The organism is Streptomyces sp. NPDC033845 (assembly GCF_055576225.1).
Genome location: NZ_JBVIRI010000008.1, coordinates 296,461 through 308,583, shown reverse-complemented (window position 1 = coordinate 308,583; position 12,123 = coordinate 296,461). Strand labels below are relative to the sequence as shown.

10 protein-coding genes are annotated in these 12,123 nt (G+C 74.8%); 7 read left to right on the top strand and 3 right to left on the bottom strand.

Features of this window, described 5'->3' with window-relative positions; translation table 11 throughout:
• The first annotated feature begins 116 nt into the window (after positions 1-116).
• Positions 117-1,016 carry a hypothetical protein gene (locus ACZ50K_RS19950; RefSeq protein ID WP_468904589.1) on the top strand — a complete coding sequence of 300 codons (900 nt, stop codon included), beginning with the start codon at positions 117-119 and terminating at the stop codon, positions 1,014-1,016.
• Between the two features lie 305 nt (positions 1,017-1,321).
• Here the strand turns inward: ACZ50K_RS19950 and ACZ50K_RS19945 are convergent, their stop codons facing one another.
• Positions 1,322-2,491: a cupin domain-containing protein gene (locus tag ACZ50K_RS19945; RefSeq protein ID WP_468904588.1), complete on the bottom strand. Its 1,170-nt coding sequence runs from the start codon at positions 2,489-2,491 to the stop codon at positions 1,322-1,324.
• Positions 2,492-2,591: 100 nt separating this feature from the next.
• On the opposite strand from ACZ50K_RS19945, the gene ACZ50K_RS19940 reads away from it, so the two are divergent.
• Positions 2,592-3,506, top strand: a complete 915-nt coding sequence (locus ACZ50K_RS19940) for an MBL fold metallo-hydrolase (RefSeq protein ID WP_468904586.1) — start codon at positions 2,592-2,594, stop codon at positions 3,504-3,506.
• 10 nt (positions 3,507-3,516) lie between these two features.
• A complete protein-coding gene (locus ACZ50K_RS19935) occupies positions 3,517-4,056 on the top strand; it encodes an AAA family ATPase (RefSeq protein ID WP_468904584.1) in 540 nt (179 codons plus the stop codon).
• Here ACZ50K_RS19935 and ACZ50K_RS19930 read toward each other — a convergent pair.
• Complete coding sequence (locus ACZ50K_RS19930) at positions 4,053-6,287, bottom strand: MMPL family transporter (protein WP_468904583.1); 2,235 nt, start codon at positions 6,285-6,287, stop codon at positions 4,053-4,055. The two genes, ACZ50K_RS19935 and ACZ50K_RS19930, sit on opposite strands and share 4 nt — an antisense overlap.
• 262 nt (positions 6,288-6,549) lie before the next feature.
• Between ACZ50K_RS19930 and ACZ50K_RS19925 the strand changes: the two genes are divergently transcribed.
• From ACZ50K_RS19925 to ACZ50K_RS19915, 3 genes are all read left to right on the top strand, one after another.
• Positions 6,550-7,848 carry a sensor histidine kinase gene (locus ACZ50K_RS19925; protein WP_468904582.1) on the top strand — a complete coding sequence of 433 codons (1,299 nt, stop codon included), beginning with the start codon at positions 6,550-6,552 and terminating at the stop codon, positions 7,846-7,848.
• Positions 7,845-8,513, top strand: coding sequence for a response regulator (locus tag ACZ50K_RS19920; RefSeq protein WP_468904580.1), 669 nt, complete (start codon positions 7,845-7,847; stop codon positions 8,511-8,513). The genes ACZ50K_RS19925 and ACZ50K_RS19920 overlap by 4 nt, the downstream gene beginning before the upstream one ends.
• A gap of 113 nt (positions 8,514-8,626) precedes the next feature.
• Positions 8,627-9,433, top strand: a complete 807-nt coding sequence (locus tag ACZ50K_RS19915) for a polysaccharide deacetylase family protein (protein WP_468904578.1) — start codon at positions 8,627-8,629, stop codon at positions 9,431-9,433.
• Here ACZ50K_RS19915 and ACZ50K_RS19910 read toward each other — a convergent pair.
• Positions 9,405-10,424: an AraC family transcriptional regulator gene (locus tag ACZ50K_RS19910; protein ID WP_468904576.1), complete on the bottom strand. Its 1,020-nt coding sequence runs from the start codon at positions 10,422-10,424 to the stop codon at positions 9,405-9,407. The two genes, ACZ50K_RS19915 and ACZ50K_RS19910, sit on opposite strands and share 29 nt — an antisense overlap.
• A 406-nt stretch (positions 10,425-10,830) precedes the next feature.
• Here ACZ50K_RS19910 and ACZ50K_RS19905 point away from each other — a divergent pair, with 406 nt between their 5' ends.
• On the top strand, positions 10,831-12,120 hold the full coding sequence (locus tag ACZ50K_RS19905; RefSeq protein ID WP_468904574.1) for a YhgE/Pip domain-containing protein: 1,290 nt from the start codon (positions 10,831-10,833) through the stop codon (positions 12,118-12,120).
• The last annotated feature ends 3 nt before the right edge of the window (positions 12,121-12,123 follow it).

Here is a 12,123-nt window from a genome sequence, read left to right as displayed (position 1 = left end):
GGTCCAGCCTATCCGGGCAGTCGCCCGCCAACGCCGGTGTTCCACCGCGGGTTTGGCGGGGCCGGTGCGGGGAGAGCGGAGAGGGCAGGAGTCGGGCGAAAAGGAGGTGGGGCAGCGTGGAGACGCTCCCGATCATCGGTGTGCACGGCATCAGGCAGGGGGCCTCCGCCACGACGGAGAGCCTCAGCCGGGCCTGGCAGGCCTCGGTGGACGCCGCGCTGGCCGGGACCGGGCGGGCCGCCCGGACCGGCCCGGTGCGGATCACCGTCCCCTCGTACCAGGGGGTCTTTCCGAAGACGGCCACCCGCTTCATGCGGCTCGGCCCGGAGGACGGCGCGGACGGGGAGGACGGGGCGCCGGTCGACGAGGCGGAGGAGGAGTTCATCCTCCAGGCCCTGGCCGCCTACGCACCGGCCGCGGTGGCGGCCGAGGACCCCACCCCGATGGCGGGACAGACCCTGGGGAAGGGCCGGCTGACCTTCCGGATCCGGCGGCGGGCGGAGGCCGTGGACCGGGTGGCCGGGAAGGGGGTGACCGGACGGCTGATGTGGCTGGTCCGCGAGGCGCACGGCTATCTGCGGGACGAGGAGACGGGAGCGGCGGTCCGCGCCGAGGTCCGGGCGGCGCTGGCCGCCACCGGAGGAAGGGTGGTCATCGCGCACTCCCTCGGCAGCGTGGTGTTCTACGACATGCTCGCCCGCGGCGAGGTCCCGGCCGCCCCGGACGGCGGGCCGGGGGTGCGCTCCCTGGTCACCTGCGGGTCCCCGTTGGGCTGGCTGGCCGTCAGGAAGGGCGTGCACGCCCCGGGCACACCGCTCACGGTCCCCGCCGGAGTGGAGTGGACGAACCTGTACGCCCCGAACGACCCGGTGAACCGGGGCGGCGGCCTCGCCCATCTCGCGGCCGGGGTCACGGACGTCCGGGTGGACAACGGCCGGCTCGGCGCCCACGACGTCCACCGCTATCTGGACAAGCCGGCCGTGGCCGAGGCCGTCGCCGCGGCCCGCACGATCTGACCGGCGGCCCTCCGGGCCGTCCGGACGGGACCCCGCCCCGCTCGTCCCGCCCCCGCGTGTCCCGGGCGGCCGGACGGCGCGGCGGGGCGCAGGATGGACCCGTGATGACGGTCCTGGTGGTCGGTGTGCCCGACGGCGAGCAGCTGGAACTCCTGCGCTCGGGCATCCAGCGCAGTCCGCACTTCAGGATCGTCTCGCACGCCCACGACGCCGACACCGCGCTCGCCCACGCCCGGGTCCTCCTGCCGGACATCACCGTCCTGTCCCTGCCCGCGGGCCTCGACCGGCTGGAAGCCGACCCGGACTCACTCCGGGTGTTCCACGGGGTGCGGGCCCTGGACCCGCCGAGCGGGGTGGTGATCCGTACGCCCGCGGGCCGGCCGGCCGCGGCGGTGTCGGCGCTGGAGGTCGAGGGCGCCGTCCACATCGTGCGCGAGTCCGACTCCGAGGCCCTGATGAGGGCCCTGCGGGTGATCGGGCTGCGCCGCGCCAGCTGCGACCCCGACGGAATGCCCTGATCCCGAGGCCGAGGCAGAGCCCGCGGCCGAACCCGCGGCCGCGGCCCGGTACTGCCCCGGGGTGGTGCCGAACTCGCGGCGGAAGGCGTGCGAGAAGGCGTACGGGGTGCCGTACCCGACCCGGCGGGCCACGGAGGCCAGCGGATCCGGGGTGTCGCACAGCAGGGTGGCCGCGAAGGTCAGCCGCCACCAGGTGAGGTACGCCATCGGCGGCCGGCCCACCAGGGCCGTGAACCGGCGGGCCAGGGTGGCGCGGGACACGCCCGCCTCGGCCGCCAGCCGGTCGGTGGTCCAGGGCGCGGCCGGATCCGTGTGCAGGGCCCGCAGCGCGGCCGCCGCCACCGGGTCGCCCAGTACGGCGGGCCAGGAGCCGCTGCCCCGGTCCGTCCAGGAGCGGATCATGTAGACGAGGAGCAGGTCCAGCAGACCGGGCACCGCGATGGAGCCGCCCGGCCGCTGCGCCGCCAGCTCGTGGCCCAGCAGATCGACCGCGGACCGCAGTTCGGCGTGGTCGCCGAACCGGTGCGGCAGATGGACCACCTCCGGCATCTCCGCCAGCAGCGGGTGGAGGCGGCTGCGGTCCAGCCGGTACTTGCCGCACAGCAGTTCCACGGCCGTGCCGTCCGGCACGGGCGCCGTCGCGGTCCCCGGCGCGGACGCACCGGTCCCGGCGGACCACCGCTCGAAGGGCACCGCCCGCCGTACGGTCTCCGGGTCGGCCGGCCCGTCGGCGATCACATGTCCGGCGCCGTGCGGCAGCAGCACCACGTCACCCGGTCCGAGCGAGACCGGCTCGCCCCGGTCGGGCAGCAGCCAGCAGCGGCCCTCCAGCACCACATGGAAGCCCGCCCCTTCGTACGGAGCCAGTCGGGCGCACCAACTCCCGCCCACCCGGACCCGGTTCGAGGAAGGGCGGCCGATCCGTACCGCCGCCACCGCGTCGCTCACCACATCCATCGGGGCAGGATACCGAGGGCGTCGCCGATGAGCGGGACACGTATCCGGATGAGCGGTCCGGGCATTGAGCCGCTCATCCGGGCTTCCTAGGCTCGACGTCATGAACAACGAGAGCAGTTCCGGGATCATGCTCGGCGAGGTCGAGGTCATCCGGGTCCTCGAATGGCAGGGCGCGTTCGCCTGCGCCCCCGATCTGATCCCGGAGGCGGGCGCCGAACTGTGGCAGGACAACGCGGACCGGCTGGCGCCCGACCACTGGGACCCGGAGGGGAACCGGGCGGTGATGGCACTGCAGTCATGGGTGCTGCGCAGCGGCGGACGGACCGTACTCGTCGACACCGGGGTCGGCAACGGCCGGGAGCGGCCCGGCTCCCCGCAGTTCCACCACCGGCAGGGCGACTTCCTCGGCGCCCTCGCCCGGGCCGGGGTCCGGCCCAGAGACGTGGACCTCGTCGTCAACACCCATGTGCACGCCGACCACGTCGGCTGGAACACCATCGCCGTGGACGGCGGCTGGCAGCCGACCTTCCCCAACGCCCGCTATCTCGTCCCGGCCGCCGACGACTTCCACTTCGGCCCGGACAACGGATACGGGAACGGGCTCCGGGAGGACGACCGACTGCTGTACGAGGACAGCGTGGCCCCCGTCCACCGGGCCGGGCAGGTGATCCTCTGGGACGGCAGCCACCGCATCGACGAGCACCTCACCCTGGAATCCGCGCCCGGGCACACCCCCGGCTCCTCCGTGCTGCGGCTCGCCTCCGGCGGCGACCGGGCGGTGTTCGCCGGGGACCTCCTGCACAGCCCGGTCCAGATCCTGGCCCCCGGCCACAACAGCTGCTTCTGCATGGACCCCGCGGGGGCCGCGGCCAGCCGCCGCCGGATCCTGGAGCGGGCCGCCGCCGAACGGGAACTGCTGGTCCCCGCGCACTTCGGCGGCTCCGGGGCCGTGGAAGTCCGCAAGGAGGGCGGCGGGTTCGCCCTCGGCCGCTGGGCCGCCTTCGGCACCGCATAGGATCCCGGACGTGGAACGGGTGCTCGTCCTCGGGATCAGCGGGTCCGGGAAGTCCACCCTGGCCCGTCGGCTGGGGAGGGAACTCGGCCTGCCCTTCCAGGAACTGGACGCCCTGCACTACATCGGGCCCGGCTGGGAACCCAGTCCGACCTTCGCCGAGGACACCGCCCGCCTGGTGGCGGGGGACCGCTGGATCCTCGACGGGCAGGGTCCCGAAGGGGTCCGCGACCGGATGTGGGAGCGGGCCGACACCGTCGTCTGGCTCGACCTCCCCCGCCCCCTGGTGATGCGCCGTGTGCTGTGGCGCTCGCTGCGCCGGAGCCTGCGCCGGGAGCGGCTGTTCGGCGGCAACCGGGAGGCCTGGCGGGAATGGCTCCGGGCCGACCATCCGGCATGGTCGGCCTGGAACGGCTACGCGGCCCGCCGCGCCGAGATCGCCCGGCGGGCCGCGGACCCCCGGTATCACCCGCTCCGGGTGGTCCGGCTGCGCGGCCCGCGCGAGACGGCGGCCTTCCGGCCCGGCGGCAACCGGCACACTCCCGGGAGTTAGCGGCCGCCGTCGACCAGGAACGGTGACCGCACGGGCGCGGGCGCCGGAACCGGCACGGGCGTGCCGTGCTGCGGCTGGTCGCCGTCCGCGGTGGGCGGCCGGCGCACCGGCCACCACAGGCTCCGGCCGAGCAGGGTGGCCAGGGCGGGCACCAGCACCAGGGACAGGACCAGCGCCGACAGCATGATCCCGAGCGCCATGGCGAAGGCCACCTGCTCGCTGCCCGGGGTCGTGGCGAGCGTGGCGAAGGAGCCGGCCAGCACCAGCCCGGCCGTGGCGACGGCCGGCGTGGTGTGCCGTACCGCGCGGGCCACCGCGGCCCGGGCCGGGCCCGGGCGCCGCATCTCCTCCCGGATCCGGTCGGTGATCAGGATGTTGTAGTCGGTGCCCAGGGCCACCACGAACAGGAACAGCACCAGGGGCAGGGTGAACTGGACACCCGGCTCGCCCAGGGCGTGCTGGAACAGCAGGGTGGCGGCCCCCAGGGTGGCGGCGAAACCGAGGCCGACGGACAGCATCAGGACCAGCGGCGCGAGCAGGCTGCGCAACAGCAGCAGCAGGATCAGCGCGATCAGCGCGGCCGCCACCGGGAACACGATCCTGAGGTCCCGGTCGACGGCGGTGGCGATGTCCGCGAACACCGCCGTGGTGCCGCCCACATGAGCCGCCGTTCCGGCGGGAGCGTGCTCGGCGACCGCGGCCCGCACCGGCCCCGAGACCAGCGCGCGGGCCTCCCTGCTCTGCGGGTCGGCGGTCGGGTAGAGGTCGATACGGGCGGCCCGGCGGTCCTCGTTCAGCACGGTCCGCGCCACCTGGCCCACCCCCTCGACCCGGCCCAGCGCCCGGGACAGGCCGTCGAGTCCGGCCACGGTGAGGGCCCGGCCGTCCGTGGCGGTGACGAACACGCTCGTCGGGTCCGACACCCCGGCCGGCAGCGCCCGGGAGATCTCCGCCGCGGTGGCCTGGGCCGGGGTCCCGTCACCGGAGCCCCCCTGGCCGTAGTCCATGCGGATGCCGACGAGTCCGGCGGCCAGCGCGCCCAGCAGCAGCACGGAGCCCGCCGCCATCGCCAGCGGCCGCCGGGTGACCAGCTCGCCCAGCCGGCCGGCCATCCCGTCCCGGGGCTGCTGACGCAGGGTCCGGGAGGGCCAGAACATCTTCCGCCCGGCCGCCGCCAGCAGCGCCGGGAGCAGGGTGAGGCTGCCGAGGAGCATGACCAGCACGGCCACCGCGATGGAGGGCCCCAGCGAGCGGAACTGCCCGAAGGCGGCCAGCCCCAGCGTGGCGAACGCGGCCACGATGGTCAGCGCGGCCGAGGTGATCGCGGCCCCCACCCGGCCGGCGACCTGCCCGGCCGCCTCCCGGGCCGGGACCTCGGGCCGGGCCCGCAGCTGCTCCCGGAACCGGAACAGCAGGAACAGCAGGTAGTCGACGCCGATGCCGAGCAGCACCACGTTGATCAGGGCCGGGGTGCCCGCGTCGAGCCGGATGCCGGTGAGCATCGCCGCCCCCGCGACGGCCCCCGCCGCCACCCCGCCGATCAGGGCCACGGCCAGCAGCGGCAGTACGGCGGCCAGCACGCTGCGGAACACCAGCACGTTGAGGAGCACGATCAGGACCATCACCAGGGCGCCGCCCACCCGGGTGGCGGTCTCGTTGGCGTCCGTGGTGTCCACGGTGCCGGCCAGCCCGCCGGTGAACCCGGTGCGCATCCCGGCCTCGGCGAACCGGTCCCGGGCGTCGTCCCGGAAGGTCCGGTAGACGTCCTGGAGTCCGGGGTCCGCGGGATTCCCGGTCAGCCGGACGGTCAGCAGGGCGAAGCTCCGGTCGGGGGCGGTCATCGCCGGGGCGATCCGCGGGATCTGCGAGCGGTCCGGGACGAGGAACGCGGGCATGCCGTCGTCCCGGGGCATGACCACCCGCCGGCCGGCCAGCTCCTCGGCCCCGGCCCGGATCAGCCGGTGGTCCTCGGCACCCAACGCCTTGCCGTCGGTACGGGCGACCAGCACCGTCACCGTGGTGGCGTCGGGGTCGGCCCCGAACCGGTCCCGGGCGATCTCCATCGCGGCGGCCGAGTCGTACTGGCGGGGGAGGAAGGCCGCGGTCTGGTTCTCGGTGACCCGGCCGATGAGGGTGGGGGCCAGACCGCTCAGGGCGATGCCCAGCACCGCCCACAGGGCTATCACCTTCCACGGGTGTCTGGTGGAGTATCCGGTCAGGGCGCGGATCACGGGGTTCCTCCGGCTCGGGGGACGTGCGTCTCGGACAGCGGCCGGGGGCTCCCGGCCGGGTCTCCAGACCATCAGGCCGGGGGGCCCTCGGGCGTCGGGGCAGCGGATGATCCGGCACCGGGCCCGGGCTCCCCTCCGGGCCCCCGACCAGGACCCTGGTCCCGGGTCCGGTCCGGGCCCGGGTGCCGACGCGGGCGCCCCCGAGGCTGTGCCACCCTGTTCGGACAGCCCGAAAGGCCGGAAACAGGGGGAACGCACCGACATGCCCACGACCCGATACGCCGGGCCGGAGTCCGACACGACCGGGCCCGCACCCGAGGCCGGGCCCGGGCCCGTGACCGTGCCCGGGGCCGACCGGAAGGCCGACGGAACGGCCGCGGAGCCGGCCGCCGAGCCGCCGTGGACCCGTAACGACGCGCTGGTGGCCGGTGGCGCCTGCGCGCTCAACCTGCTCGGCTACGTGCTCTTCGACGATCCCGCCGAACGGCACCAGGTGAACGTCGCCGGGATCCTGCTGGTCGCCCTGGCGGCCGTGCCGCTGCTCGCCCGCCGCCGCCACCCGGTGCCGGTGCTCGCCGCCGTACTGGCGCTCGAATCGGCGGCCTCCCTGACCGTCCCGCTGCCCGCGCACTTCGGCGCGGTCCTGGTGGTCGCCGTCTACACGGTGGCCAGGGCCTGTCCGGGCCGGGTCACGGCCCTCGCGGCGGTGGTGACGGCGCTGGTGACCGTGCTCAGCCAGAGCCCGGGCCGGACACCGCCCTGGACCGAGGCCGCGGGCGCGCCCCTGGCCACCCTGCTCGTCGTCGGCGCGGCCCTGGTGGTCAGCCGCTGGCAGCGGGAGGTGGCGGCCAACCGCCGACTGCTCGCCGACCGTGCGGTGGCCGACGAACGACGCCGGATCGCCCGAGAGTTGCACGACATCGTGGCCCATCACATCACCACCATGCAGCTGATGGCCGGCGGGGCCCGGGCCAACCTCGGCGAACCGGAGGTGGTCCGGGAGGCGCTGGTCACCCTGGAGTCCTCGGGCCGGCTCGCCCTGCGAGAGATGCGCCAGCTGCTCGACGTGCTGCGGGCCGGGGACGAACCGGAAACCGCCCCGGCCCGGCCCCAGCCCGGGGTGGAGGACCTCGACCGGCTGGTGGGCGAGTCCCGGCTCGCCGGACTGCCCACCACCTTCGCCGTCCGGGGGCCGGGACGCCCGCTGCCGCCGACGGTGGGGCTCACGGTCTTCCGGATCGTCCAGGAGGCCCTCACCAACGCCCGCAAGCACGCGGGCCCCGCCCGGGCCTCCGTACTGCTGACCTACCACGGGGACCGGATCGTCGTGGAGGTACGGGACGACGGCGGGGGCGCCCCGCCGCCGGAGGCGCCACGGACGGCCGGCTCCGGCGGCTACGGCCTGATCGGGATGCGCGAGCGCGTCGCCCTGCACGGCGGCGCCCTCGCCGCGGGCCCGCGGCCCGACGGCGGGTTCGCCGTACTGGCCGAGCTGCCGCTGACCGAGGAGGAGGCCGCGGCCGACGCGGCGGCCGGGCCGGACCGGGAGGCAGTGCGATGATCAGGGTGCTGATCGTGGACGACCAGCCGCTGGTCCGGCGCGGCCTGTCGCTGATCCTCTCCCCGGACCCCTCCTTCGAGGTGGTCGGCGAGGCCGGGGACGGCGCGGAGGCCGTCGAGCTGGCCCGCCGGCTGGCCCCCGACGTGGTGGTCATGGACATCCGGATGCCCGTCCTCGACGGGGTCGCCGCCACCGGCGAGCTCGCCAGCGCCGTGCCCGGCTGCCGGGTCCTGGCACTGAGCACCTTCGACCTCGACGAGTACGTGGTCGGCGCGCTGCGCGCCGGAGCCTACGGCTTCCTGCCCAAGGACAGCTCCCCGGAGGAACTGGGCGCGGCGATCCGCACCGTGCACGCGGGCGAGGCGGTGGTCGCCCCGCGCCTGCTCACCCGGCTGATCTCCACCTACGTACGGGCCCCCGGCGCGGCCGCCCCGGCCCCGGCCGCCGCCGTGCGCGGAGAGCTCACCCCGCGCGAGGCCGAGGTGTGGCGGCTGATGGCCACCGGCCTCGACAACACCGGGATCTCCCGGGCCATGGACATCAGCACGTCCACCGTCAAGAACCACATCACCAGCCTGTTCGACAAGCTCGCCGTCCGTGACCGGGCCCAAGCGGTCATCGCCGCCTACGAATCGGGCCTGGTCACCGCACGGACCGCGGGCTGAGACAGGTGTCACACGACGGGTGGCCGTTCGGGGGAGGAAACGGGCCGGGCCGCTGACCTAACCTGGACCGGCAACGCAGGCCTCGGGGGCCGAGCGCGAGGATGAGCACGTCCATGGGCATCACCAGCAGTTCCGCACGCCGCAGCAGCTCCGTACGCCGTGGGCGCGCGGCCTCCGCCGCCGTCGCGGCGGCCGTCCTCGGCGCCCTGGCGGCGGCCGGCGCACCGGCCCTCGCCGCCACGGACGGCTCCGCCGGTCACACCACCGCGGCCGCGAACCGGCCGGCGACCGCCCACGGCGGCGCCCCGGTCCCGCAGGGGATCTCCCGGCTGGCCGAGGGCACCGGCCGGGACATCGCCATCACCATCGACGACGGCCCGGACCCCCGCTGGACGCCCGAGGTGCTCCAGGTGCTCCGCGAGAACCACGTCAAGGCCACCTTCTGCATGATCGGGACCAACGCCGAGAAGCACCCGGAGCTGGTGCGGGCGGTCGCGGCCGAGGGCCACCGGTTGTGCGACCACTCGGTGGACCACGACGTGACCATGGACCACAAGCCGGTCGCCTACCAGCGGCAGCAGATCCTGGACGCCAAGGCCATGATCGAGAAGGCGGCGCCGGGGGTCACCGTGGACTACTACCGGGCGCCGGGCGGTGCCTTCACGCCGGAGAGCCGTGCCATCGCGGCGGCGAGCGGGATGCGGCCGCTGGGCTGGAGCGTGGACCCGAAGGACTGGAGCCGTCCCGGACTGCCGGCCATCGTGGCCACGGTGGAGGGCGCGCTGCCGCAGCAGCCGACCGTCCTGTTCCACGACGGGGGCGGGGACCGCAGCGAGACGGTGGCCGCGCTGAAGGAGTACCTGCCCTGGCTCACCGCCCAGGGCTACACGTTCACGTTCCCGGCCCGCGACACCCCGTAGAGGGGCCGGCCGGGTCGGGGCCGGCCAGCGCGTGTCCGCGGTAGGCCGCGGGCGGCAGGCCGTAGGCCTCGCGGAACGCCCGGCTGAACGCGGAGGCGTTCCGGAAGCCCCGGCGGGCGCCGATGACGTGGACCGGCACCTCCCGGCGCAGCGGGTCGGTCAGGTCGCGGCGGGCCCGTGCGAGCCGTTGCCCCTGGAGGTAGGCCGCGACCGTGGCCCCGTCCCCCTCCTGCTGGAACACCCGGTGCAGGTAGCTGACGGAGATGTGGTGGGCGGCGGCGATCGCCGGGACGTCGAGCAGCGGATCGTCGGCGTGGTCCCGGATGAAGGCCATCACGCGGAGCGCCAGGGCGCGCCGGTGCGTTTCCGGGGTCAGGGACCGCTCGGCTTCCAGGACGCCGGCGAAGAGGGAGGCCACCAGGTCGGCCAGTACGGTGCTCAGACGCGGCCCCTCGGCCACCCGGTAGGACCGGCTGTCCTTGGTCACCTGGTTCAGGAAGGTGGCGAGCAGGGCGCCCATCCCGTCCCGGGCCGAGATGCTCCTGCCGATGACCCGGCCCGCGGTGTGCGCGGGCAGCGGCAGCAGCGCCTTGGGTATCTCCACCCCGATGATCTCGACGGTGCCCGGGCCGGAACTGATCTCGTACGGGCGGGAGGTGTCACTGGTGTGGATGTCGAAGGCGTGGTGCACGACGGTGTCCTTGCCCAGGGTGACCGCTCCCGCTCCGCGCTTGATCAGCGAGAGGTGGAAGGACTCCGGGTCCGACCTCGTGATCAGTTTCGGGGTGCGGATGAAGGTGATGGGCCGGCACTCCATCGGATAGACGGTGACCGCGCCCAGGGCGATGGTGCGCTGGTTGACCCAGAAGTCGGCGGCGTACTCGCTCCGCATCTCCATGGGCGCATGCGTCTGCGACATCAGGGACCGCCAGTTCTCGAACCGGTCGGCGGGCGCTAGTTCCGCGCTGCGGAACACCGTCTCGGGCAGCATGATCACGGGTTTACACCGGCCGCGACGGCCCGCGCAAACGGCACCGGGGCCGCGGCGGACCGCCTGCGAGGCGACTTTCCGTCAAAGTGCTGGGTACTCCAGGCCAATGACCCGGCCGCCGGAGCTTGGCAGAGTGGGCCGCCGAGGGCCGGCGGGGGGCGGAGGACGGACCCGCCCCGGCCGGCCACGGGGGCCTCCGCCGCTCCCGGCACTGTGCTGACGACGCCCGGACACGGGGGTGTCGGGCGCCGTCAGCACAGTGCCGGGAGCGTGCGGGGGAGAAGAACCGACTGGTGCAACGGAGGGAGGGGTGCGAGGCGTACAGCCGCGCGCTCCCCGGCGGGGCCCATCCTGGGATCCCCTGCCGTCCCGGGCCACCGGCCCCGCCGGAAAGCTACGGAGACCCATGTCCGTGCCCGCCGCCCCCGCCCCCGTACCAGCGACCGTGCCGCAGGCCACCGCCGCGAGCCTGCTGCGCCGCCCCCGGCTCTGGCTGATCCCCACGATCCTGACCGGACTGCTGGCCCTGCTGCTGTCCCTCCTCTACATGGGCGGCATCGTCAACCCCAACGCGGAGCTCCGCGAGCTGCCGATCGCCCTCGTCAACGACGACATCGGCAAGCCGCCGCCGGGGCGGTCGGAGAACCTCGGCGCCCGGATCACCGCCGCCGTCCTCGCCGATCCGGCGGCCGGCAAGGCGGACTGGCGGGTCCTCGGCCGGGCCGAGGCCCAGGACCAGCTCGACTCCGGCAAGGTCTACGGAGCCCTGCTGATCCCCGCCGGGTTCACCGACGCGGTGACCGCGCTCGGCACCACCGGAGCCACCCGGCTGCCGACCCTCACCGTGCTCACCAACCCCGGCAAGGGCAGCCTGGGCTCCTCCCTCGCCAACCAGATCACCACCCGGGCCGCCCAGGGCGCGTCCCGTTCCGTGGGCCAGGAGCTCGACGCCGCGGCCGGCCCCGGCGCCACCCCCACCACCAGGCTGCTGCTCGCCGACCCGGTCCAGGTGGTCACCCAGATCGGCCACCCCATCGGCCAGCACAGCGGCCTCGGTCTGACCGCCTTCTACTACACCCTCCTGCTGGTCCTCGCCGGGTTCATGGGCGGAAACGTCATCAGCAACGGTGTGGACACCGCCCTCGGCTACGCCGACAACGAGATCGGCCCCTGGCACACCCGCCGCCCGACCGTGCCGATCGACCGGACCGGGACGCTGCTGCTCAAGATGGTGATGACCGCCGGCATCACCCTCCTCAGCAGCACCCTGGTCCTGGTCGCCTGTGTGGTCGTCCTCGGCATGGACGCCTCGCACCTGCCGCTGCTGTGGGTCTACTCCTACTGCGCGGCCCTCGCCGTCGGCCTGGGCGTACAGGCCATCAACGCCGCCTTCGGCGGGATCGGCCAGCTGGTGTCCATGTTCGTGTTCATCGTGCTGGGCCTGCCGTCCTCCGGGGCCACGGTGCCGCTCCAGGCGGTCCCGGAGTTCTACCGCTTCCTGTCCCACTTCGAACCGATGCGCCAGCTCAGCGACGGGGTCCGCGCCATCCTCTACTTCGACGCCCGGGGCGACGCCGGACTCACCCGCTCCTGGACCATGATCGCGGTCGGGGCGGTCCTGGCCCTGCTCTTCGGGTTCGCCATGACCGCCTACTACGACCGCAAGGGCCTCAAGCGCCTCACCCCGCAGCCCTGACGG

Coding starts and splice junctions, on each gene's coding strand:
- ACZ50K_RS19920 (WP_468904580.1), top strand. CDS start 7,845: ATGATCAGGGTGCTGATCGTGGACGACCAGCCGCTGGTCCGGCGCGGC.
- ACZ50K_RS19945 (WP_468904588.1), bottom strand. CDS start 2,491: ATGGATGTGGTGAGCGACGCGGTGGCGGCGGTACGGATCGGCCGCCCT.
- ACZ50K_RS19915 (WP_468904578.1), top strand. CDS start 8,627: ATGGGCATCACCAGCAGTTCCGCACGCCGCAGCAGCTCCGTACGCCGT.
- ACZ50K_RS19940 (WP_468904586.1), top strand. CDS start 2,592: ATGAACAACGAGAGCAGTTCCGGGATCATGCTCGGCGAGGTCGAGGTC.
- ACZ50K_RS19905 (WP_468904574.1), top strand. CDS start 10,831: ATGTCCGTGCCCGCCGCCCCCGCCCCCGTACCAGCGACCGTGCCGCAG.
- ACZ50K_RS19910 (WP_468904576.1), bottom strand. CDS start 10,424: ATGCTGCCCGAGACGGTGTTCCGCAGCGCGGAACTAGCGCCCGCCGAC.
- ACZ50K_RS19925 (WP_468904582.1), top strand. CDS start 6,550: ATGCCCACGACCCGATACGCCGGGCCGGAGTCCGACACGACCGGGCCC.